This is a genomic window from Aminobacter sp. AP02 (assembly GCF_003148805.1).
Taxonomy (GTDB): Bacteria; Pseudomonadota; Alphaproteobacteria; order Rhizobiales; family Rhizobiaceae; genus Aminobacter.
The window spans coordinates 1-23,165 of sequence record NZ_QGGX01000034.1 but is presented as its reverse complement, the minus strand read 5'-3'; the positions used below and the strand labels follow the sequence as shown (position 1 = coordinate 23,165).

The following is a 23,165-nucleotide window of genomic DNA, read 5'->3' as shown; positions in this document are numbered from 1 at the left end:
TAAAGCTTGCATCGCGTCCGCCAAGGATGCATCTAACGTCAGATGCGGCAGATCTGGGAGTAAACGGTGAGCGAAGTCATGGATGACGAGAGGGAAACCAGGCTGTCTGCGGACAACCTGATCCGCCTTCTTGAAGATGACATTCTCAACAGCGTGCTGAAGCCGGGCGACCGGCTGGACGAGCAGTCGCTTGCACGCCGCTTTGAGGTTTCGCGCACCCCGGTGCGGGAAGCGCTTCGCCATCTCGCCTCAAGCGGCCTCGTCGACATCCGCAAGAACCAGGGTGCGACGGTGAAGCGGCTTACCACCGCCGAGCTGATCGAGATGTTCCAGATCATGGCGGAGTATGAGGGGCTTTCGGCCCGTCTTTCCGCCCGGCGGATGACGCGCGACGAACTCACCGAAATGCGCAAATGGCACGACGAGTGCGCGGCGAGGGCCGAAAAGGAAGATCACGACGGCTTCTATGAGGCCAACAACCTCTTACACGACACGATCTTCCGTGGTTCGCGCAACGTCTTCCTGCAGGTCGAGAGCCGCAAGCTGCGTAACCGGCTCAATGTCTATCGGCGCCACATCACCACGCCGCGCAAGATGGCGAAGTCCGTCATCGAGCATCGGGGTATCGTCGATGCGATAGTGGCCGGCGACGAAGAACTCGCGCACAGCCTGATGCGCCAGCATGTCGATCTGCTGGCAGGCGCGGCGGCCGATGTGCTGCTCGCACTTGAGACCGAAAATCTAGAATAGACCCCGACCTAACCGGTTGGATGACGACGTCGCTTGCGGCGCACGGAGACGTGCGCGCGGGCTCTCGGAGAGCATTGCCCAAAGGTCCGGCGCCAGATGTGCCCGGCAGAGCAAATGAGGTTCGCAATGAAGTTAGTCGAGAATCGCTCCGCCAAGCGGAACATGCCCCTCAGCGCAACGGAAGCTGCGATTGCAGGTGTTGGCGCACCCGCCATCGTCCGTGAATTTCTTCCCGCCTTTCCGATTTATGCGCCGACACCGCTGGAGAGCCTTCCTGGTCTCGCTGCGAGCCTGGGCATTGCATCGATCGATCTCAAGGACGAAGGCCACCGCTACGGCCTCTACAGCTTCAAGGCGCTCGGCGGCGCTTATGCCGTCGCCCGCCTGGTCCGTAACCATGCTTCGCGGGTTCTCGGCCGCGATGTTGAACCAGCCGAGTTGCTGTCCGACGCTGTCAGGCAGGTCGCAGCCGATCTCACCGTGTGTTGCGCCACCGACGGCAATCACGGCCGCTCTGTCGCGGCTGGCGCCCAGATGTTCGGCTGCCGTTGCGTGATCTTCCTGCACAGCGGGGTTTCTGTCGGCCGCGAAAACGCCATTGCGGGCTTTGGGGCCGAGATCAGGCGGACCGACGGCAATTATGACCAGTCCGTCGCCGAGGCGAGCGAAACGGCGAACCGCGAAGGCTGGACGACGGTCTCCGACTTTGCCTGGGAGGGCTACACCGAAATCCCCGGCATGGTCATGCAGGGCTATACCTTGATGCTGGACGAGATCTCCGCCCAGGCAAGGCAACCTTACACGCATATCTTCATCCAGGGGGGCGTCGGCGGGCTGGCGGCGGTAGTTGCCGGATATTTTCTGGACCGCGACGGGGCGTCCCGCCCGAAACTCGTTGTCGTCGAGCCCGACAAGGCGGCCTGCCTGCAAGTGAGTGCCGCCGCCGGCAAACGGATGTCGATCGAGGCCGGTGACGCCACCGTGATGGCGATGCTCGAATGTTACGAGCCGTCGCTGACGGCCTGGGAAATTCTCGAAAAGAGCGCCGACTATTACCTCGATGTTGCAGACGACGCGGCGATCGAGGCGTTGAGGAGGCTTGCCCGTCCCGTTGACAAGGACCCTGCGCTGCGAATTGGCGAATCCGGCGTTGCCGGCCTTGCGGGATTGATCGCCGCTGCTGGCGACCCATCGATGCGCGCCACGCTCGGTCTCGACGCCAGCTCGCGCATCCTTCTGATCGGCACCGAAGGCGCTACCGATCCGGAACTCTACGAAGCGCTGCTGCACGGGGCGGCGACACCCGCAGTTCATGCGCACGCTGCAGGCTTGTGAGGGATGTCGATGAGCGACCTGTTTGAAACTGACGTCGTTGATGCCGATGTGCGCAGCCGGGCTGCTGCCCGTTTCAGGCAAGCCGGCGTCAAGCTGCCGAAGCTATCCGAACTTGCGCGGCCGGAGACCATCGACCCAACGATCCTCACCGCACTTGCTCGCGTGGATCCGGATGCCGCCGATCCACTCAACCTCTTCCGCGTGCACTGGCACAACGGGCCTGACCGGAGCGGACAGACTGAAACGCCGTGTCATCTCATACTGCCAGAAGCGCTGACGGGCGTGCGCGCCAAGATCGTCGTTGCGGTCGGCGACCGCTTCCCGATGATTGCGGCACACAAGGTGCTGGCGGCATATGGCTGCCTGGTGCCTCGGCTGGTCACCGGCCAATTCGATCTCGACAACCAGCGCGCGGTGTGGCCATCGACCGGTAACTATTGCCGCGGCGGGGTTGCCATATCAACGATCCTTGGGGCGCGCAGCGTTGCCGTGCTGCCCGAGGGCATGAGCCCCGAGCGCTTCCGCTGGCTGGAAAAATGGACCGCCGACCCACGCGACATCCTGCGTACGCCAGGCAGCGAAAGCAACCTCAAGGAGATCTACGACGCCTGCCACGAACTGGCCAAGGATACGCGCAATGTCATCCTTAACCAATTCAGCGAATACGGGAACTACATCGCTCACCGCGCGGTGACTGGACTGGCGCTGGAGCGGATCTTCAACGCGGTCAATACGACCGGCAAGCTCAAGGCGCGGGCGTTCGTCGCGGCGTCCGGCTCGTCCGGTACGCTTGCAGCAGGCGACCACCTCAAGGAGAGCCTGGGCTGCCAGATCGCTGCCGTGGAGGCCACAGAGTGTCCGACGCTGCTCAACAACGGCTATGGCGAGCACAACATCCAGGGTATCGGCGACAAGCATGTGCCGTTGATCCACAATGTCTTCAATACGGACTATGTCATCGGGGTATCCGAGCGTTCGCCCGACAGCCTCAACCTGCTCTTCAACCATCCGGTTGGGCGTGAGTATCTCCGCAATCGCAAAGGTCTGTCGGATGAGACGATCGACGGTTTCTCCCATCTTGGCCTGTCGTCGATCGCCAACATCGTAGCGGCCATCAAGCTGGCCAGATATCTCGACCTTGGTCCCGACGACGCGATCCTGACGGTCGCCACTGACGGTGCTGCGATGTACGAATCTCAGCTCGGCAAGGTTCTGGATGCTTCGTTCGGAGGCGTGTGCGATGCGCTGTCGGCCGCGGAAGTGTTCGGTGAGCATTTGGCGGGCGCACGGACCGACGCAATGCTCGAACTGACGCGGCACGAGCGCGAGCGCATCTTCAATCTCGGCTACTACACCTGGGTCGAACAGCAGGGTGTATCGCTCGAGGATTTTTCACGCCGGCGCGATCAGTCTTTCTGGGATGGCCTGATGGCCATGGTGCCGGTTTGGGACAGGCTCATCGCGGAGTTCAACGCTGCTGCCTGAGGCTGCAGCAAACACCAGCGAAGTGGAAAAGGCCGGCGGAGATTGCTCCGCCGGCCTTTTCCGTTTGGCCTCTACTTTGGAACGCGGGCGGCCTCAGGCTGCCCCACGAAGATGCTGCGAGAGCTTCCATATCGCATTGGTGTTCAGCGGAGTGCAGGAGACGCCGACGTCCAGCGCGTTGGCCACAGCATTGGCGATGGCTGCCGCCGGGCCAATCGCCCCGCCTTCGCCAAGACCCTTGGCACCCAGCGGTGTAAGCGGGGTAGGGGTCTCGATGTGATGAACCTCGATGTTGGGGATCTCAGGCGCCAGCGGCATCAGGTAGTCGGCAAAGCTGGTGGTCAGAGGCTGGCATTCGGCGTCATAGATGAAATGCTCGAACATGGCCGAGCCAATGCCCTGGACCACGCCGCCGCGTACCTGGCCGTCAACAACCAGCGGGTTGAGGATGGTGCCGCAGTCTTCGACCACGACAAACCGGCGCAACTTCATCTTGCCGGTCGGTATGTCGATTTCGACAACGGCAGCATGCACCGCATTCGAATAGGTGCCGTCCTTGGGGCCGTCCTGGCGTTGCTCGGCCTCAAGGCCAGGCTGCATGCCCTCGGGAAGCTGGTCGACGTTGCGCAGCGCTGCCCGCGCGAGCTTGCGGATAGGGATGAAACGTTGCACGGCATCGCGGACATAGGCATTGCCGTTTGCGAGTTCGATCTCATCCGGCTTGGCCTGAAGCAGGTGGGCAGCGATGGTTTTCAGCTTGGCGGCGAGCTTGAGCGAGGCAAGATGGACGGCGCCGCCGCCCAGCGCGCCGCCGCGGCTACCCCAGGTGCCCACGGAATAGGGCGTGGTCAACGTGTCGCCGTGGCGGACATAGACGTTCTCAGGGTTCACCCCGAGCGCATCGGCGGCAACCTGCGCCATTGTCGTTTCGAGACCCTGACCATGGTTTTGCAGTCCGAGGTCGATCGTGACCTCGCCGTCTGGCGACATCTCGACCCGGGCAGCGATATAGCCGGTTTCGATCGGCACGCGGCGCCGGGTGAAATCGGGCGTGCCATGCGCCGTCTGCTCGATGAAGCAGGCGATACCGACGCCCACGCGCTTGGTGCTGGAACTGCGTGAGGCCGCAGCTTCGGTCACGTCCTCGGCCAGCAGCGCCTGCATCTGCTCCAGCGATTGCGCGTAGGAACCTTCGTCATAGCTGAAGCCGAGCACGTTCTTGTAGGGAAACTGCCGGATAATGTTCTTCAGCCGGAAATCGAACGGATCCATGCCAAGTTCCTTGGCAATGTCGTCCATCAGCCTTTCCTGGGAGAACACCGCTGAGGGGCGTGCGACGCCGCGATAGGTGCCGATTGCGCATTTGTTGGTCGCGACCGCGCGGAATGTCGCCTCGTAGGCCTGGAAGTCATACGGGCCAGGCAGGACCTTGCCAACCATGCCCGGTTCGCCGGCAGAGGTGAACGGAAAGGTCGAATAGGCGCCGTTGTCTACGGTGATATCCGCCTTGAGCCCGAGCAGCCGGCCATCGGCCGAAACATATGCCTCAAGTGTGTGTTGATGGTCGCGGGCGTGGATGCTTGCGATCAGGTGTTCGCGACGGTCCTCGATCCATTTGACGGGGCGTCCGGTCTTCATGGCGAGCCAGGCGACCAGTACTTCGTCGCCGAACACCTGGCCCTTGACCCCGAAGCCGCCGCCAACATCAGGCGCGACCACACGGATGCGGGATTCCGGCAGGTCCAGTTCCTCGGAGATGTAAGTACGTACCAGATGCGGCATCTGGGTCGACGACCAGACTGTGAGCACGCGGTCGGCATGGTCGTAGCTGGCGACGACGCCCCGGCATTCCATCGGTACGCCAGCCTGGCGCTGGGTGCTGTAGGTACGCTTGATGACGTGGGCTGCGGCGGCCTTTGCCGCTTCGAGATCGCCGCCCTTCATCTGGCGTTGCACGATGACGTTGCTGGCCCAGCCGTCAAACAGCGACGGAAGCGAGGAATCTCGAGCCTGTGCCATGGTGCCTATGACGGGCAGGGTCTCGTAATCGACGAATACGAGTTCTGCGGCATCCTCGGCTCTGTAAGCATCCTCGGCCAGGACGACAGCGACTGGTTCGCCGACGAAACGCACCTTTCCCTCAGCCAGCAGCGGCTGCTCGGAATACTGCATTTCGGGATAGTCCTGGTGCGCCTTCATCGACAGCCCGGCGGTATCCTTGCCGGTGAACACCCAGGTTGCATATTCGAGATCGGCCAGCGCCGAGGTATCTATCTCGACGATGTTGGCATGTGCCGTGTCTGCGCGAACGAAAGAGAGGTGCAGCATGTCGGGCAGGCGGATGTCGTCGATGTAGCGCGCCGAGCCGGACAGCAGGCGTGTATCCTCGAAGCGCTGGACGCGGGCGCCGATATGTTTGGGACGATCAGCCTTCATTTCAAATTCCTCCGCCAAGGCCCAGATTAACCGCCTTGCGGACGGCCGCGACGATGCCGTGATATCCGGTGCAGCGGCAGATGTTGCCGCTCATGGCTTCGCGGATCTCGTCATCGTCGGGCAGACGTTTCTGCTCGACCATCTCCTCGATGAAAGGCATCAGCGTCATGATGAAGCCGGGGGTGCAGTATCCGCATTGCAGGCCGTGTTCGCTGCGAAAGGCCTGCTGAAGCGCGTGCTCCGCCGTTGGCCCGCCGATGCTCTCGACGGTCCGGATCTCCGAGCCGTCGCACTGGGCGGCGAATGTGAGGCAAGAGAGCCGCGGTGTCTCGTCGAGATGCACCGTGCAGCAGCCGCAGGCGCCATGGGCGCAGCCAATATGGACGCCTGACAGTCCGAACTCCTGGCGCAGGACATCCGCGAGCAGGTGTCGGGGTTCGACGCTCAGCGTCTTGGTTTTTCCGTTCACTTCCAGGGTAATGTCGATCATGATTTGTCCAGCGCTCTGGTGCAGGCCGCCTCGATGGCGCGGTGCGTGAGTTCAGCGATCAGACCGCGGCGATAGTCGGCTGAGGCAATGTGGTCGTCGACCGGATCGATAGAGGCGGCGAAGATGCAGCCTGCCTCGGCGCCTGACGGGTTCACGAGCGGTTTGCCAACGAGAAAGTCCTCTACTTCCGGGGCCCGCATGGGGAACAGGTCCGCGCCACAGCAGACCATGGCTGCCCGAACGATCTTGCCGCCGCCATGCTCCAGCGAGATGCCGATCGATGCCGTTGCGAAGTCGCCGCTGCGTTCGCCCAGTTCGATAAAACTGCCGGTCGATGCCGCCGGCGGAATCGGAAACTCTACCGCCACCACCATTTCACCCGGTTCGAGCGCGGTCACATAGGCACTGAGGAAGAACTCCTGTGCCTTGATGCGTCGCTCGCCCGTGACCGAGCGAGCGACGATGTCGGCATCGTAGAGCACCGAGATAGCCGGCAGCTCGGCGGTTGGGTCGGCATGGGAAATGCTGCCGCCGATCGAACCGTTTCGTCGGATCGTCGGATGGCCGATGTAGTGGACTGCGTCGAGAAAAGCGGGAAAGTGCCGCGCGATCCAGGGATTGTCGAAATAGGCGATGTGCCGGGTCAACGCGCCTATCCGCAGGACGGGCCCGGCGATTTCGATCGCATCGAGCGGCAGGCGATTGATGTCGACAAGGTGGCCAGGCCGCGCCAACCGGAAATTCATCATCGGTACAAGGCTTTGGCCACCGGCGATCGGCCGACCGTTCTCGCCGAATTCGCCCAGCAACTCGAGCGCGTGCTCGAGCGAGGTCGCGCGGTGATACTCGAATGACGCTGGCCTCATCAGTTCCCTCTTAACAAAGGGGGAGAATCCTGAGGGAGTCTCCACCCGAACCCATCAATACGGTCTCGGCCGCTTATCGGCAAACTAAGCGAGGCCGTAGTTGTATGCAATGAAAAAAAGATTGTAGACAACTACGAGGATTCCGCATTATGCTGAGCCATCGCCGACTGGGAGGAAACCTGTAGGCGGGTCGACGAGTTCAGCGCAGCCTGCGTCGAGCGCAGGCTGCCAAGGGAGGGAACTATGTTTGCAATGCGAAGCTTTGCGCGGAGCTTGAGTGCAGCAGCCTTTGGGCTTGCGTTACTCGGCACCGCAGCTCATGCCGACGATACCGTGACGCTGAAGATGGTCGGCGCTTGGGCGCATGGCTTTTCTCCGACGGCGGACGTCGGCAAGAATTTCATGGACAACGTCAACCGTCTTGGCGAAGGCAAGGTCAAGATCCAGTACATGGGCGCGGACGAGGTGATCCCGCCATTCGATCAGCCGGAAGCCCTCGTCAATGGTGTGTTCGACGTCTGGTATGGCGCGCCGAACTACTTCACTGGCGTCGTGCCTGGCGGTGATATCACCGAACTTTCGACGCATATGACCCCAGACGACGGCCCGGGCTCGGAGCTTCATAACTTCCTGGTCAAACTGTACGAGCCGAAGGGCGTTCGCTACATCGGGCACGCTACCGGCGAGCCGGGTGTTGGCACTCATTATGTCAGCACGCAGTTTCCCGTCACCAGCATCGATGACCTGAAAGGCAAGAAGCTGCGCGTCACGCCGGTCACCCGCCATTTCGTGCAGGCTGCAGGTGCCGAGTCCGTGACACTTCCGCCAGGCGATATCTTCCTGGCCATGGATCGCCGCACTGTGGACGGCTTCACCTGGCCGGTGGCCGATGCCTTCACCCGCTACGGTTGGCAGGAGGTCACCAAATACATGATCGATCAGCCGATGTACCGCAGCGGCGCCAGCATCGCCATGAACCTGGACAAGTGGGACAGCCTTACTCCCGAGACGCAGGGCATCCTGCTCGAGGCGATGAAAGAGACGCAGGAATGGACCCGCGCCTGGTTCGCCAAGAATCTCGCCGAGCAGGTCGGCCTCATGCAAAAGGACGGCATGCAGGTGCTCAAATTGTCCGAGCCCGAGGCTGAACGCTGGAACACGGCAGCCAAGGATTCGCTGTGGCGCTACTACAAGACGGTCCTGAGCGCCGAACAGTTCGAAACCGCCCAGCGCCTGCTGGCGAAGTAGCAAGACGATTTCCCGGCAGTCGCCGTGAAGCATCACGTCGATCCTTCACGGTGGTCCGGGGTCCTCACCAAATTGGATGATGTTCATGAGAACATTCGGAAATCTCTTCGATCGGCTCGAAGACGTCATGGCGGCGACCGCTGCCTGCCTGCTTCTGGCGATCATGCTGGCGACCGTGGTCAAGGTCGTCGGGCGCGCGCTGTTCAATCACGGCATCATGGGCATCGACCAGATCAGTGGCACCATGATGGTCTATGTCGCGTTTCTTGGCGCGGCCTGGGTTCTTCGCAATGAAGGCCACATCACGATCGACATCCTGACGTCAAATCTGTCCGAAAGAGGCCAGCGCATAATGGGCGTCGCAAGCTCCATCGTTGGAGCCATCGCCTGCCTGATGATTGCCTACTTTGCAGTCATCGCGACGGGCCTTTCCATCAAGCGAGGCGTCATGGTCGCGGCCGAACTCGAGATCCCCCGCGCTCTGAATCTCTGGGTGATCCCCTTCGGCTGCACGGTGCTCGGCATCGAGTTCATCCGTCGGGCTTTCCGCATACAGAAGGGCATTGTCTTGAAATCCGAATTCGTGACGGCGGAGGCTTGATCATCATGGAATGGTGGGAATTCCTACTCGCGTTCTTCTCCGCCCTGGCGGCCCTGATGGTGATCGGCGTTCCGGTCGCAATCTCCTTCATCGTCGTCAATCTCGTCGGCGTCTATTTCCTTTGGGGGAGCGGCGGCTTCAATCAGATCATCCTCAGCATCGACAGTTCGATCGCGTCTTTCATGCTGGTGCCAATTCCCATGTTCATTCTCATGGGCTGCATGATGTTTCATACCGGCATCGCGGAGCGGTTGATCAACGTACTCGATCAGTGGCTCGGCTTCATTGCCGGACGCCTCGCGGTCCTTGCGGTCGGTGCGGGAACGATCCTCGCCATGCTGACCGGCGTTGCCATGGGCAGTGTTGCCATGCTCGGCTCGACGCTCACTCCGGAGATGGAGCGGCGCGGCTACTCCAAGACCATGTCGCTGGGACCCATCCTGGGTAGCGGCGCCCTGGCAATCCTGATGCCATCGAGCACGCTCGCAATCGTGCTTGCCAGCGTCGGCGGCTTTTCCATCGCCAAGGTCCTCGTCGGCGTGGTCATTCCCGGGATCATGCTTGCGACGATGTACATTGCCTACATCGTCATCCGGGCGACGCTTCAGCCTCATGTGGCCCCCGCCTATGAAGTGCCGCGTGTGCCGCTTGGCCGCAAGCTGAAGGACACGGCGCTCTATCTTGTGCCCCCGGTGTCGATCATCGTTCTCGTCGTCGGCCTCATTTTCGGTGGCATCGCCACGCCGACCGAAGCTGCATCGATCGGCACGTTCATGACCTTCGTGCTAGCATTCCTGTACGGAAAGCTGAACTGGGCAGTGCTCAAGAAGGGCATTGGTTCGGCGACGCACATCTCGGTGATGATCCTGCTGATCCTCACCGGATCGGCTGGCTTCGGCCAATTGCTCAGCTTCTCAGGCGCAACCACTGCCATCACTGGTTGGGCCACCGAGCTGCCGGTTCACCAGTATGTCCTGATGGCGATGATGATGATCACGGTCATGGTCATCGGTATCTTCCTTGAACAGATTTCGATCGTGCTCATCACCGTTCCGATCTTCATGCCAGTCGTGCATGCGATGGGTTGGGATCCGATCTGGTTTGCCATCATCATGATGGTCAATCTCGAGCTGGACACCATCATGCCACCGGCCGGACTTTCCCTGTTCGTGATGAAAGGCATCGCGCCAAAGGGAACCACTATGGGCGACATCTATAGGGCCGCCATGCCGTTCGTGCTGATGAACATCACGCTGATGATCCTGATGATCATGTTCCCGCAGATCTCGCTCTGGCTTCCGAGCCTGATGCCCTGATCCTGTAAAGGCGGACGCGGCGATGTGCTGTGTCCGCCACCCAAAACGCCACCTTCTTCCTTCGCAAATTCTGGAGCCGCTACGCTATGACCAGTCAACGACAGGCCATCCTGGACACGATCGACAAGAACCGTGACAAGGCTGTCCAGTTCCTCCAGAAAATGGTGACGATCCCGAGCGTCACCGGTGACGAGGCCGCCATCCAGGCATTCGTTGCCGACTACATGAACGGGATGGGTCTCGATGTCGACATGTGGGAGACCAACTGGGAGGAGCTGAAGAAGCACCCCGGCTATCGCCCGGTCGACCGCGGCTATGAAGGCCGCCCCAACATCGTCGGCACCCGGAAGGGCAGAGGTGGCGGCCGTTCGTTGCTGCTCAATGGCCATACCGACGTTATCCCTGTCGGCAATGGCGAAGGCTGGAGCGACAATCCATGGTCGGCGTCGATCAAGGATGGCCGCATCTATGGTCGTGGCTCCTGCGACATGAAGAGCGGCGTTGCGAGCCATATCCTCGCCGTCGAGTTCCTCAAGGAGGCAGGCGTCGAGCTCAAGGGTGACGTCTACATCAATGTCGTCATCGATGAGGAGGTCAGTGGCCACGGCACGCTCGATACCGTGATACGCGGTTACAAGGCTGACGCGGGCATTTCAGGCGAGACGAGCGATCTCGCGGTCCAGCCGGCATGCATCGGCCGCATCTGGTTCCAGATCGACGTGCAAGGCAAGCCGGCGGGCATCCAGCAGCGCTATCTCGGCATCAGCGCCATCGATCTCGGCAACAAGATCGTCAAGGCGGTCCAGGAGCTCGAGGATCATCGCGTCGCGACCGTCAAGCATCCGCTCTATCCGAGCGCAATCGACTCCTTGCCCTGCATCATCGGCAGCTTCCAGGCGGGCAATTATCCCAGTGCCTTTCCGGCGAACGCCGTGCTCAAGGGCAGCATCGGAACGGTGCCGGGCGAAGACCATGAGGGCGTCAAGCAGAGCCTGGTCGACAAGATCGCCCAGGTGGCGGCGGAAGACGAGTGGATGCGCGACCATCCACCGGTGGTGCGTTTCGTCGGCTACGATGCCGAAGCCTCGGAAATCCCGAGAGATCACCCCATCGTCGACCTGGTATCCAAGAACTTCACTGAGCTGACCGGCCGCAAGCCTGAAATCAGCGGTCGCCAAGGTGCCGCCGATACCCGCTTCCTCAACAGTTATGGCGAGACGCCGACTGTGATCTTCGGGCCCGGCTCGACAGCGGTCATGCATGCCAATGACGAATATGTCTCGATCGAAGATTACCTGACCGCCATCAAGGTGATGGCGCTCTGCATCTACGACTGGTGCGGGGCCGACGCGTAATGGCGGCTGCGGGGTTCGCCGTCCGGCGCGCCCCGCCCTTATCTACCAAGGAGCAGGAAGAATGCCCGAACTGAAGCAGAATTTTACCGTGAACCACAGCCGTCCGGTTGTCTGGGCGCAGTTCCAAAAACTGCCCGATGTCGTGCAGTGCATTCCCGGTGCATCGCTGACCGAGCAGGCATCGGCGACGCAGGCCAAAGGGCGAATGACGGTCAAGCTTGGACCGGTAAAGGCCGACTTCGGCGGCGAGGTCGAGATCGAGGCGGACGAGGCAAGCTACACCGGCAAGATCATCGGAGCGGGCATCGACAAAAGCCACAGCTCTCGTGCCAAGGGCAACGTCGTGTACGTGCTGGAGGAGGCGAACGGCGGGTCGGCAACGACAGTGAGCGTGGCCGTCGACTACACCTTGTCGGGCTCGTTGGCGCAGTTCGCGCGCGGCGGGATCGTCGATGCGGTGGCCGGGCAGATCTGCCAGGAGTTTGCTCGCAATCTCGAAGAACAGCTCAATGCGCTGAACCCCGCGGCGGCAGTGGTCGAGGGGTATATCGCGAACGAGGCTGTTGCGCCTGTCGCGCCTTCCCGTCCGGCTGCCAAGCCCAATGAACTCAACGTGGTCAAGATCATCATGGCGGTGATCCGGTCCAAGCTGAGGAGCATCTTTGCCCGCGCCTGAACCGGAGCATGAATGCCCTGCTGCCAGCATGTAATCCGGTCTGGCTTGCCTTCCGCCAAGCCAGACCTTCGTACTCAGAACTTGAGTGGGAAGAGGCCGTTTGGCTGGAAGGCCTCCCGCATGAAGTCGGCGAACAACTGCACGGCCGGCCGCACGTTCTGACGCCGCAGTCTCAGCGTCACGACATGCACTGGGGCAGGGCGCTCGGTGATCTTCAGCGCAATGATCTTGCGCCCGTCATAACTCAGATTGGTCCCCGGCAGCGCATTGTGGACGGTGTAGCCGCAACCGTGACCGACGAGACCGCGGATAAGTTCCGGCGAGCGTGAACGATAGGCAACACGAGGCTCGATTCCGCAGGCCATGAAGAGGTTGAAGAAATAGTCGCGTGAAAACGGCAGATCGAGAAGGATGAAGGGCTCATGGCCGATCTCCTTGAGGCTGATCTCGCCTCGTTCGGCAAGAGGATGCTCGGACGAGACCAGCACGTAGGGCGGCAGTTCCGCCAGATGTTCGCCCACGACTTCTTCCGGCACGGCGTAGGCATAGGCCATGGCAAGCTCCAGCCTGCCGCTGGTCACACCTTCGATGATGTCCTGCTGATTGCCCTCTTCCAGATTGATCGCAATCCCGGGCATACGCCGCGCAAACTCGGCCAGAATGCCCGGCATGAAGCGTGTTGCCAGAGTCACGAAGCTGCCGACCGTGACCTCGCCCGACACCTCGGATGTCAGGGCTTCAGCACTGCGTGCAAAGTCGCGGGCGTGCGTGAGCAGGATCCTTGCTTCATTGATGAAACGTTGCCCCGCCGCGGTGGTGGTCATCCCGCGAGCGTGGTGTCGGACGAACAATGCTGTCCCGATTGTCGCTTCAATCTGAGCAATGGCCGCAGAAATCGATGGTTGGGACACGTTCATCTGCTTGGCACTGCCGCTAACGCTTCCGGCGTCGGCCGTGGCGACGATGTAGCTCAGAGCCCTCATCGAGAGGTGCATAGGTTTTTCCTATCTAATTTCACATGTAAAACGACTTTATTGATATCTATGGCTGGATCAATATCAATTTCACAAGGGCGCTCCGCCTCGGCGGTACACCTGGAGATGGCTCAAAAGCGTGGCAGCAGGCTTGTCGTCAGCAGCCGCGCTCGGGTAGACGCAAAGGAATTCTTCGATGGCGCTTCAAGAACTGGCAGCCGGCAGGTCAACCGAACGGCCTGCATTTCGCTACGACGGGGACGGAGCGCTCGCCCGCATTGGCCTGATCTACATGGCTTCGAGTGTGGTGATGGAATCCGAGATGTGGGCGATGGCCGCCGAGGGCATCTCGATCCACACCACCCGCATCAAGCTTCCGAAGGTCACCGTTCAGGGCATCGAAGAGATGATGAACGCGGCCCAGCTCGAGGACGCTGCACGCCTGCTTGCCCAGGCGCCGATCGACGTGCTGTGCTTTGGCGGCACCAGCGCCTCGTTCCTGCATGGAACCGCCTACGACAAGGCACTGACCGAAAAGCTCAAGGTCTGGGCACCGGGCAAGAAGATCAACACGGCATCGACGGCAACCCTTGCCGCTCTTGCCGCGATGAAGGCAGGAGCCGTGGCGCTTGCCACACCCTATGTCGACGACATCCATCTGCGTGCCATCCGCTTCCTCGAAGAGAACGGCCACAAGGTTCTGAGCCATCGCAACCTCGGCATCGATACCGACCTGGCTCTGGCCGAGGTGTCGCTCGACGAAGTCTATGACTTGGTAAAATCGGTCGATCATCCTGACGCCACTGCTGTCTTCATCAGTTGCACAAACTTCCGCAGCGCCGGCGCGCTCGAAGCGCTGGAAACTGCGCTGGGCAAGCCGGTGATCTCAGCCATCCAGGCCTCGTTCTGGCACAGCCTGAAAATCGCCGGGGTCAAGGGCGCTCGAGCAGGCTTTGGAAGCCTGATGCGCGACGTGACCGCGTAGTTGATGCGCTTTCCAGAATTCAGGACCCCATCATGAACGACCAGACTTTTGCCGATCAGAACCTCAAGCCTACGTCAGAAGGCTATGGCGCAGTGCTTTTCTACAGTGAATTCGACGATCCCAATGCTTGGGGCGACGCACTGAAGACCAACATTCCCGGGCTCGACTTCCGCGTTTACCCCGATGTCGGCAACCCCGACGATGTCCGCCACATTCTGGCGTGGAAGGCATATCCCGGCTTCTTCGAACCGTTCAGGAATCTCGCCCAGGTCGTCAATCTTGGCGCGGGTGTCGACGCGCTCGTCGGCCGCAACGACCTGCCTGATGTCCCGATCTCGCGCCTTTCCGATCCCGGCATGGTCGCCCTGATGAGGAGCTATGTGCTGTTTTCGGTCATCCGCTATGCCCGCGACATTCCCAGTTTCGAAAAGGCGCAACGCCGTCGCGAATGGCACTACATCCACCCCCGACCGCTGCATCAGATCAAGGTCGGCATTCTGGGGCTGGGCCACCTGGGTGCAGCCGTCGCTTCAGGCCTCCGCGAAGCCGGGTTCGATGTACGCGGTTGGGACCACGCGACCAAGTCTATTGCCGGCGTGAAATGCTACAGCGCCGCAGACGACCGCAACGAATTCCTTTCCGAGGTCGAAATCCTGGTCAACATGATGCCCCTGACACCCGGAACAACCGGGTTGATTGACCGCGACCTGCTCAACGCTCTTCCGCGTGGTGCCAAGTTCGTCAATGCCTCGCGCGGTCCCGTTGTCGATGAGCCGGCACTGATCGAGGCGCTGCGCTCTGGCCAGATCGGTGGCGCCACGCTTGACGTCTTCTGTGTCGAGCCGCTTCCCGCCGACCACCCGTTCTGGACGATGGAAAATGTCCTGGTCACCCCGCACCTCGCCAGCATCACGGTGCCGGAGGCTGCAGCGCGTGACGTTGCCGAAAGCATTCGACGCGTCAGTGCCGGTGGTGAACCGCTGCATCGCGTCGATCCGCAGCGCGGCTACTAGGGCCGACGAATAACCCACGCCTGCACAGCCCGGCGCAGATCGGGAAAGGCAAGGGGTTTGAAATTCACCACGCCCTCGCGGGCGCGGTGTGAAGACACCGGCGGGATCTTGTCCGCCGGTGTCTTCGAAAACGGTTGGTCGATCGTCGCGCAGACCGACGAGCGGCAAGCCGGACAGGGTGAACACCGACAAAAATGAGGAGAGAAAATATGACTAACGCTATCTCGAAATGGTCGCTCGGCATTGCCATTGCGGCATTCATGGCAGGTGGGGCTAGCCTTGCTTCCGCGGAAAAACTCGTGCTTGGCAATGAGGGCAGCTATCCGCCCTTCAGCATGGTCGATGCCTCCGGCAAGCTGACCGGATTCGAGCCGGACCTGGCACGCGAAATGTGCAAGCGCATGAGCGTCGAGTGCGAAATCGTCGTGATGGATTTCAAGGGGCTCATTCCAGCCTTGTTGCAAAACAAGCTCGATGCGGTTGCGACCCAGACCAAGCCACTGCCGGAGCGCAAGGCCAAGGTCTTGTTTGGCCGTCCGGTGCTTTTCAATCCCGATTCCTACGTCGTGCAATCGGGCAAGAACTACACCTTCTCCAAGGACGGCTTGAAGGGCGTTCGAATCGGCCTGCAGCGCGGTTCAGCTCAGGCGAAGTACGTGGCTGAGCAATTTGGCGATGCCGTCGAAGTTGTCTTCTACGACAATCCCGACCAGATCCGGCTCGACCTCTCCAGCGGTCGGCTCGACATGAGCCTGGGGCCGAAAATCAGCTGGACGAACGAGTTCCTGACCAAGCCCGCCGGCAAGGGCTGGGAGTTCGCCGGCGGCGAACTGTGGACTGGTGGCGGCGAAGCTGGATCGAGCTGGATTGCCCGCAAGGACAGCCAGGAGCTTCTTGACCGGATGAGCAAGACCATCGACACCATCATCGCTGACTGCACGTTTACCAAGCTGCGCAAGCAGTACATGACCGTCGAGTTGCTGCCGGAAGAAGCCGCCTGCAGGTAGGCTTTTGCGCCTGGATGGGCCGCGGCGTGATTGCCGCGGCCTTTGCCGGCGTCTGGTTCGAACGACGCTCTATTGCCCCCTACCGACAAGGATGACCTCAATGCCTTTGATGGGCTTTGTGCAGCAGATCGGCACTGGTGCCCTGGTGACGATCCAGGTAGCGGTCCTGGCCTATCTGCTTGCGTTGCTGATCGGCACGCTCTTCGCGCTCGCCACGCTCAAGCGTAGGCTTGTGGTGAACATTGCCTGGCAGACATACGCCTCCATATTCACCGGTGTCCCATCGCTGCTCGTCGCCTTCCTGTTCTACTATGCGGGGTCGGGCATCATCAGCAGCGTGCTTTCGCTCGCGGGCCTCAACGTGACGATCGACATCAGCCCCTTCATGGCAGCGGTCGCAGCACTTGGCATGGTCTACGGTGCTTATCTCGCGGATTTGATCCGCAGCGCCATCCAGAATGTTCCGCCGGGCCAGTTCGAAGCGACAAAGGTCCTTCTGATCCCCCGCCCGGCTGCCTGGGTCCTGGTGATCCTGCCGCAGGTGCTGCGGCTTGCCCTGCCGGGCATGACCAACATGTGGATCGTCGTGCTCAAGGACACGGCACTGATTTCGTTGATCGGCCTGAAGGAGATCATGGCCTACGCCAAGCTGGCTTCCGGCGTCACCAAGGAGCCGTTCATCTATTACCTGCTGGCGTCGGCCTTCTTCCTCGGCATGACGGCGCTGACCTATTTCGTATCCCAGCGGATCGAGCAATGGACCCGGCGTGGCTATCGGCCCGTCGCAGTGAAGGGGCCAGCCCATGCACTATGATTTCAAACTCGCATGGGAAAGCATGCCGGCTCTGCTCGCCGGCACGGCGACGACCTTCACGGTGCTGCTGCCGGTGCTCGTACTTGGGCTGCTTGTGGCGCTGCCAGTCGCGCTGGCACGGCTCGATAGCGGCCCAAAATCGGTTGCTGCCGCAGGCTATATCGCCTTCTTTCGCGGGGTGCCTAGCCTCGTTTTGCTCTACCTCGTCTATAGCGGGCTGCCTCAGCTTTCGATCGTGCGCGACACGTTCCTATGGACATTCTTTTCCAATGCCTATGTCTGCGCCTGGGTAGGTCTGACACTGACGCATTCGGGCTACATGGCCGAGATCATCCGGGGCGGACTGGCGGCGGTACCGTCAGGCACGATCGAGGCGGCGGCCGCACTTGGTCTCAGCCCGCGCCAAGTCCTGTTCCGACTCCGGCTGCCGATGGCGGCAAGATATGTGCTGAAGGCCTATCAGAACGAACTGCTGATCATGGTCAAGAGCACCTCGGCAGTCAGCGCGATCACACTCGTCGACCTGACGGCGGCGGCGAACACCGTGTTCGACTACACCTACGATCCGTTCACGCCGCTCGTCACTGCGGCTGCGATCTACTGGTGCATCATCAATGTCATGCGCATCGGCTTCACCCTCGCCGACCAGAAGCTGAACCGCCACCTCGTGAGGAATTGAACGTGGCCATTGCCGGGTTCGACAGAAGGAACACCTGATCATGAACGCCATCGCTCATGTCTCTCCGGTCGTAGCGACCAGTGCCGATCCAGCCCTGCCGCCAGCCATCTCGCTGCGCAAGTTGAACAAGTATTACGGCGCTTTCCATGCCTTGCGCGATGTCGATTTCGAGGTGGCGAACAGCGAGATCGTCGTCCTTTGCGGACCATCGGGCTCGGGCAAGTCGAGCCTCATCCGCTGCATCAACCATCTCGAGCAACACGATTCCGGTACAGTCCATGTCAATGGCATGGAGCTCACCCGCAAGGCGGCCGACGTTGCCCGGGTTCGACGTCAGCTCGGAATGGTCTTTCAAGGGTTCAATCTTTTCCCGCATATGACCGTGCTCGCCAACTGCACCTTCGCGCTGCGGCTGGCGCTTCACATGACGACGCCGCAGGCCGAGGGCGTGGCGCGTGAATACCTCGCCAAAGTGAACGTGCTTGACCAGGCCGAAAAATTTCCAGCCGAGCTGTCGGGCGGCCAGCAGCAACGTGTCGCAATCGCCCGGGCGCTGTGCCTGCAGCCCAGCGTCATGCTGTTCGACGAGCCGACATCGGCGCTCGATCCGGAATCGGTCGGCTCGGTGCTGCGTATTATGGAAGATCTGGCCGCAACCGGCATCACCATGGTCTGCGTCACCCATGAGATGGGCTTTGCCCGCCGCGTCGCTCACCGCTGCGTATTCATGGAAAAGGGCGAAATCGTAGAGCAAGCGCCAACGGATCAGTTTTTCAGAAAACCGACAAGTTCGCGGCTGCAGCGCTTCCTTAAGCAGGTTCTGTGAGGCCATTTGGGACTTTAGCGTGATCGGGGAGGGCACTGCCATGTAGTGCTTCAAGTCAAGCCACAGGCAGTCGTCAGGCCAAGTTCCCCCAGCCGGGCGTACACGCCCCTTACATCTCGGAGAGGTCGGCACCTGATGGTTCATCACCATCCTCATCCGGGCCCTAAGCCTCTTCTTCTTGTCGCAGTCCCCGACATCCGGCTTCCATTGCCGATCCGGTTTGGAGGGGTGGGTGCTGAGCGGGCCGGTCTGCGAGTATGAGGTGTGGCATTTTGAATGGCTTCGGCGGCTGGTCAATTTCAAGGGAAGAGATCGCTCTCGCATTTTCTTGAGTCCGCGAACATGACGAGAAGTGCGGTGCGGAGTCGCCGCGCTCTGCGCTCTTGTTGCCTCAAAGAGGTTTAACCCGTCCTGCTACTTTGCAACGGGTCAAAGTTTGATTTCGATCAATTTCGGCATCGTCGGAGCATTCGTGTTAAACTGGCGAGGACTAGCTAGGTTTCTCGCTCTGAAAAACAGTGATCTCCTATCAAATGGCCACTTGCAGTAAGTGTCTTTCCCGGTAGTTGCGTGTCCCCGCAACCATCTCAACTTGCGAACAACCCGCGCTCAAGGCGGGTTTTTTTGTATTCAGCGATATGGCAAGGATTCCGGCAAGATCGCCGCGCACGTCGATGTGGAACGCGTCTGCTGCCGGCGTCAGGATGATCTCCTTCACCAGTGAGCGGAAAATCTCTGCTGCCGTCATCCGCTTGGCCTCGGTATCTTCTTGCAAGGCATCGTGAAGTTCGGCGACCTGAACTCGGTAGTAGCTGGCCATGTTCGGATGCAGCAGGGGCGGCGGCTCCTCGGTACCTTTGAGGAAACGGGTCAACTCGGTCCTGCGGCTTTCGAGCTTGCTGCTTCGCTCCTTCACCATGTCCATCGGCATGGCGTCGTTGAGATAGAGATCCATGATCTTTTCGAGTTCACGCTCGATCCGCTTCAGCTCGGCCTCGGCCGCATCGATCGACGCGCGGCATTCCATGCGCAGCCGGTTCATCTCGCGGGTGAACTCGTCGCAGAACGCCTTGAACAAGGCCGCGTCCATCAAGTGGTGACGCAAGGCGTTGAGCACGCGCGGCTCGAGGCTATCGCGGCGGATGTTTTTGCGGTTATCGCAGGTGCCCTTGTTGCGCGCCGTCGAGCAGCCGAGCAGATCGGCCGAGATCATGGAGTAGCCGCCACCACATCGGCCGCACTTGGTCAGGCCAGAGAACAGGTATTTGGGACGCCGCCGTTCGCGAAAATGGTTCTCGCTCCCGCCGTCATCACGTCGCGTTAATTTGAGGGCGACCTGACGGCCCTTGGCCGCATTCCAGAGATCGTCGTCGAGGATACGGAGCTCGGGCACCTCCTGGATGATCCATTCGGAGCCTGGGTTCGGTCGTGCCTGACGTTTACCCGTGTCCGGCTCCTTGAGGAAGCGCTGGCGATTCCAGATCAGTTTGCCGATGTACATCTCGTTGTTCAGGATGCCGTTGCCGCGCTTGGCGTTTCCGTTGAGGGTGCTGAAGCCCCAACCCCCGCCACCTGGCGCGGGGATGCCATCCTTGTTCAAGGCGACGGCGATGCGCTTGGGCGACTTGCCAGTGACGTAGTCGCCGAAGATGCGGCGGATCACCTCGGCCTGGGCCTCGTTGATGGTTCGGTCTCCGCGCACCGGTGTGCCATCGCCGCCAAGTTTCCTGACCACATCGTAGCCATAGGCGTTCCCGCCGCCCGACTTACCCAGCGCGACGCGGCCGCGGAGGCCCCGCCGCGTCTTGTCTGCGAGATCCTTGAGGAACAGCGCGTTCATCGTCCCCTTAAGGCCGACATGCAGATGCGTGATCTCGCCTTCCGACAGTGTGACGATCTTCACGCCGCCATATGCCATGCGCTTGTAAAGACCGGCGATATCTTCTTGATCGCGCGACAGCCGATCCATCGCTTCGGCCAGCACGATCTGGAAGCGCCCGCGTAGCCCATCAGCGATAAGGGCCTGGACGCCGGGGCGCAGAAGAGAAGCGCCTGACATGGCGTGGTCGGTATATTCGTCGATCACCTGCCAGCCCTGCTTCTCGGCGTGGACGCGACAGACGCGGAGCTGGTCGACGATCGAGGCGTCGCGTTGATTGTTTGATGAATAGCGGGCATAGATGGCGACCTTCACAGCGCGCACCTCCGATCGTGGTTCAAGAGCGCGTCGTGCGGCGTTACCTGAGTTCTTCTTCGTAGGCCTCGCGTGCCGCGCGACGGGCAAGCAGGCGAACGATCTCGACCAAACGTGCATCGGGGCCATCGCCATGCCGAGCAAGCGTCAGTGTCGGCTCGGCGAGCCGGAGGGTGTCCTTTTGTTGTTGGCGATTGCCGCTCTTCATCTCCACGTCGTCCCGCTGACCGATGAATGCTATCACCGTACTTCAACAGTGACGCATAAAGGCCGCCCTCCCAAGAGGAGCGGTCGGATACAGTCGGGCGCGATGTGGAACAAATGTGAAGCATTATCGTAGCCTCGCATAGATTAGCGTAGCAAAAATACTTGCGATGGACAGCGCAGACAAATGTATCTGCGATATGGCACCTTGCCACGTGACGTCCAAGTCATCATCGACACGATGGAGGCTATCGCGTGACATTGTTCGTGCTTAAGCCCACAAAGGGACGCACAATCGGCGGTCAGCCGTTCTCGATGCCCTTTTGGGTCGACGACAGGCAACCCTCAAGTGCCCCAATACCTGGAGTCAGCGCAACGATGTTTGCGCGACCTATCGTTTGTTGCGGCTGCGTGCCCCAGCTCCGGTTGCGGAGGTGAGGGCGATCGCCGCGTGAACGCCGGTCAAGGCTGCAGCTCCCAACCAAGCGTAGGCCTTGACCGGCTCCGTCGACCTAGCAATGCCGGCCGAACTCGCGAAAACTCTCTCCATTGGGCATCTTGGGGCCTATCCGCAGCAGATCGTCACGGGCCGCGCGGATTTGTGGCCACGGAAATGCCAAACAGTCGTCCCGCGCTTCGCCCTCGCACATGACGGCATCGAGCTTGCCGGCAACACCGGCGACTGAGACCGCCGGTGTTGTCGATAACGCGTCGAGCAAAAAACTCACCTGCGCGAATGCCTCCTGCTCGGCCTTGAGGGCGGTGAAGTAACCGATCTCACTCGCCGCCGCATCGAACTGGGCTTGTCCCGCGTTTAGCTCGGATTCGGCCTTGGCGCGCAGGTCGGCCATATCGGCGCGATCACCGACAATCCGGTCGAGCCCCTCCTTCGAACAGACCAAGACATCGCCGCCGCCGGGAATGCTCACCACGGTGCCAAGAAAATCGACCCGCTCGGCCAGCTCTATCTCCAGCTCTTGCATCCTGCGGTAAAGCAGCTCCCCCTTCAACTGCACCGCCTTGAAGTTTTGCCAGAGCAACACTGCCGGATCGGTGGCCGTATCCTTCGGCACTGCCCCATATGCCAAGGCACGCGCTTGAAATGGCCAACCGGCCAATGCCAATATAGTGCTGACAAAGGCCACCCGCCGGGTGACGCAAGGCAAAGTCATGTTATGGTCGGAATCAGCCATGATCCGAGCTCCTCAACAGCTTAGGTAATGGTCAGGCTGCACGAGGTGTTACGAGCACCTTGTGTGGCCGCACTATTTCAGAATGGATAATATGTCACTTTTTGTGACATTAACAAGCAGAAATGTCATGATAAAGGACATATTTCCCGAACAGATCCGAGCTGCCCGTGCCTTGATAAATTGGACCCGGGAGGACTTAGCCAAAGCGTCAGGAGTTACCGTCCGCACACTTGCCAGAATCGAAAGATCTGAAAATGCCCCTCGAGAGGCAACATTAACAGCGCTTTGTGCAGCGCTAGAAGGTGCTGGTGTCGAGTTCATTCCGGAGAACGGCAGCGGGCCTGGAGTGCGGATGGCTCGTCGTTTGGATAGGAAGTAGGCCTCTCCGACGATGCTACGACTCAAATCGAATAAGACATCTCTGTCTGCATCCGCCACAGCAAGCGGTCCGTAGCAGGCGCTTCTGATCCAAATGCGCCCTCTACATTTGAAATTTTAAACGACTACTTTGCGCCCGATTTCGGCCATTCCGACAGTCGGATTGTTCCACCGAAAACGGACATGCTTGCTGCATTTAGATCGACTGAGTTGGTCAGAAAGTTTCAGAGGCCTAACGGAGAGCACTAGGCTGAATCGACATTCAACGGATCCAGATCATGGTTGCGGCGATGTGGATGAAGCCGAGGAAGTGGATGGCGCGCCGGTCGTAGCGGGTGGC

At 60.7% G+C, this 23,165-nt stretch carries 21 protein-coding genes; 15 read left to right on the top strand and 6 right to left on the bottom strand.

What is annotated here, in order from left to right; translation table 11 throughout:
• The first annotated feature begins 66 nt into the window (after positions 1-66).
• The 3 genes from C8K44_RS25625 (at position 67) to C8K44_RS25615 (ending at position 3,570) form a co-directional block, all read left to right on the top strand.
• Complete coding sequence (locus tag C8K44_RS25625; RefSeq protein WP_199227207.1) at positions 67-750, top strand: GntR family transcriptional regulator; 684 nt, start codon at positions 67-69, stop codon at positions 748-750.
• Positions 751-876: 126 nt separating this feature from the next.
• Positions 877-2,085 carry a diaminopropionate ammonia-lyase gene (locus tag C8K44_RS25620; protein WP_109578591.1) on the top strand — a complete coding sequence of 403 codons (1,209 nt, stop codon included), beginning with the start codon at positions 877-879 and terminating at the stop codon, positions 2,083-2,085.
• A gap of 9 nt (positions 2,086-2,094) precedes the next feature.
• Entirely contained in the window at positions 2,095-3,570 is a 1,476-nt protein-coding gene (locus C8K44_RS25615; RefSeq protein ID WP_245417632.1) for a pyridoxal-phosphate dependent enzyme, read from the top strand.
• Positions 3,571-3,663: 93 nt separating this feature from the next.
• On the opposite strand, the gene C8K44_RS25610 is transcribed toward C8K44_RS25615, so the two are convergent.
• Genes C8K44_RS25610 through C8K44_RS25600 form a run of 3 tightly spaced genes read right to left on the bottom strand, consistent with a single transcriptional unit; the run spans position 3,664 to position 7,362 of the window.
• Entirely contained in the window at positions 3,664-6,006 is a 2,343-nt protein-coding gene (locus tag C8K44_RS25610) for a xanthine dehydrogenase family protein molybdopterin-binding subunit (RefSeq protein WP_109578589.1), read from the bottom strand.
• 1 nt (position 6,007) lies between these two features.
• Positions 6,008-6,496, bottom strand: coding sequence for a (2Fe-2S)-binding protein (locus C8K44_RS25605; RefSeq protein WP_199227206.1), 489 nt, complete (start codon positions 6,494-6,496; stop codon positions 6,008-6,010).
• The gene (locus tag C8K44_RS25600) at positions 6,493-7,362 is read right to left on the bottom strand and encodes a xanthine dehydrogenase family protein subunit M (protein WP_109578587.1); all 870 of its coding nucleotides are present in this window, start codon (positions 7,360-7,362) and stop codon (positions 6,493-6,495) included. The genes C8K44_RS25605 and C8K44_RS25600 overlap by 4 nt, the downstream gene beginning before the upstream one ends.
• Before the next feature lie 243 nt (positions 7,363-7,605).
• Between C8K44_RS25600 and dctP the strand changes: the two genes are divergently transcribed.
• The 5 genes from dctP to C8K44_RS25575 all read left to right on the top strand — a co-directional run bounded on the left by dctP (position 7,606) and on the right by C8K44_RS25575 (position 12,558).
• Positions 7,606-8,610, top strand: coding sequence for a TRAP transporter substrate-binding protein DctP (gene dctP, locus C8K44_RS25595; RefSeq protein ID WP_109578586.1), 1,005 nt, complete (start codon positions 7,606-7,608; stop codon positions 8,608-8,610).
• An 85-nt stretch (positions 8,611-8,695) separates the two neighbouring features.
• On the top strand, positions 8,696-9,211 hold the full coding sequence (locus C8K44_RS25590) for a TRAP transporter small permease (RefSeq protein ID WP_158282795.1): 516 nt from the start codon (positions 8,696-8,698) through the stop codon (positions 9,209-9,211).
• 5 nt (positions 9,212-9,216) lie between these two features.
• Complete coding sequence (locus tag C8K44_RS25585; RefSeq protein WP_109578598.1) at positions 9,217-10,527, top strand: TRAP transporter large permease subunit; 1,311 nt, start codon at positions 9,217-9,219, stop codon at positions 10,525-10,527.
• A gap of 86 nt (positions 10,528-10,613) precedes the next feature.
• Positions 10,614-11,882, top strand: coding sequence for an ArgE/DapE family deacylase (locus tag C8K44_RS25580; RefSeq protein ID WP_109578584.1), 1,269 nt, complete (start codon positions 10,614-10,616; stop codon positions 11,880-11,882).
• A 61-nt stretch (positions 11,883-11,943) separates the two neighbouring features.
• On the top strand, positions 11,944-12,558 hold the full coding sequence (locus C8K44_RS25575; RefSeq protein ID WP_109578583.1) for an SRPBCC family protein: 615 nt from the start codon (positions 11,944-11,946) through the stop codon (positions 12,556-12,558).
• A gap of 74 nt (positions 12,559-12,632) precedes the next feature.
• Here C8K44_RS25575 and C8K44_RS25570 read toward each other — a convergent pair whose 3' ends face one another.
• Positions 12,633-13,553, bottom strand: a complete 921-nt coding sequence (locus C8K44_RS25570; RefSeq protein ID WP_109578582.1) for a LysR family transcriptional regulator — start codon at positions 13,551-13,553, stop codon at positions 12,633-12,635.
• Between the two features lie 175 nt (positions 13,554-13,728).
• On the opposite strand from C8K44_RS25570, the gene C8K44_RS25565 reads away from it, so the two are divergent.
• From C8K44_RS25565 to C8K44_RS25540, 6 genes are all read left to right on the top strand, one after another.
• On the top strand, positions 13,729-14,517 hold the full coding sequence (locus tag C8K44_RS25565; protein WP_109578581.1) for an Asp/Glu racemase: 789 nt from the start codon (positions 13,729-13,731) through the stop codon (positions 14,515-14,517).
• A 32-nt stretch (positions 14,518-14,549) separates the two neighbouring features.
• Positions 14,550-15,530, top strand: coding sequence for a glyoxylate/hydroxypyruvate reductase A (locus C8K44_RS25560; protein WP_109578580.1), 981 nt, complete (start codon positions 14,550-14,552; stop codon positions 15,528-15,530).
• 209 nt (positions 15,531-15,739) lie between these two features.
• Complete coding sequence (locus C8K44_RS25555) at positions 15,740-16,537, top strand: transporter substrate-binding domain-containing protein (RefSeq protein ID WP_109578579.1); 798 nt, start codon at positions 15,740-15,742, stop codon at positions 16,535-16,537.
• Between the two features lie 100 nt (positions 16,538-16,637).
• The gene (locus tag C8K44_RS25550) at positions 16,638-17,351 is read left to right on the top strand and encodes an ABC transporter permease subunit (protein WP_109578578.1); all 714 of its coding nucleotides are present in this window, start codon (positions 16,638-16,640) and stop codon (positions 17,349-17,351) included.
• Positions 17,341-18,030: an ABC transporter permease subunit gene (locus C8K44_RS25545; RefSeq protein WP_109578577.1), complete on the top strand. Its 690-nt coding sequence runs from the start codon at positions 17,341-17,343 to the stop codon at positions 18,028-18,030. The genes C8K44_RS25550 and C8K44_RS25545 overlap by 11 nt, the downstream gene beginning before the upstream one ends.
• A gap of 40 nt (positions 18,031-18,070) precedes the next feature.
• Entirely contained in the window at positions 18,071-18,856 is a 786-nt protein-coding gene (locus tag C8K44_RS25540) for an amino acid ABC transporter ATP-binding protein (protein ID WP_109578576.1), read from the top strand.
• Positions 18,857-19,385: 529 nt separating this feature from the next.
• Here the strand turns inward: C8K44_RS25540 and C8K44_RS25535 are convergent.
• Positions 19,386-21,185 carry a recombinase family protein gene (locus C8K44_RS25535; protein WP_348626359.1) on the bottom strand — a complete coding sequence of 600 codons (1,800 nt, stop codon included), beginning with the start codon at positions 21,183-21,185 and terminating at the stop codon, positions 19,386-19,388.
• Positions 21,186-21,766: 581 nt separating this feature from the next.
• Complete coding sequence (locus C8K44_RS25530) at positions 21,767-22,447, bottom strand: hypothetical protein (protein WP_109578575.1); 681 nt, start codon at positions 22,445-22,447, stop codon at positions 21,767-21,769.
• A gap of 82 nt (positions 22,448-22,529) precedes the next feature.
• Here C8K44_RS25530 and C8K44_RS25525 point away from each other — a divergent pair, with 82 nt between their 5' ends.
• Entirely contained in the window at positions 22,530-22,826 is a 297-nt protein-coding gene (locus C8K44_RS25525; protein ID WP_348626358.1) for a helix-turn-helix transcriptional regulator, read from the top strand.
• The last annotated feature ends 339 nt before the right edge of the window (positions 22,827-23,165 follow it).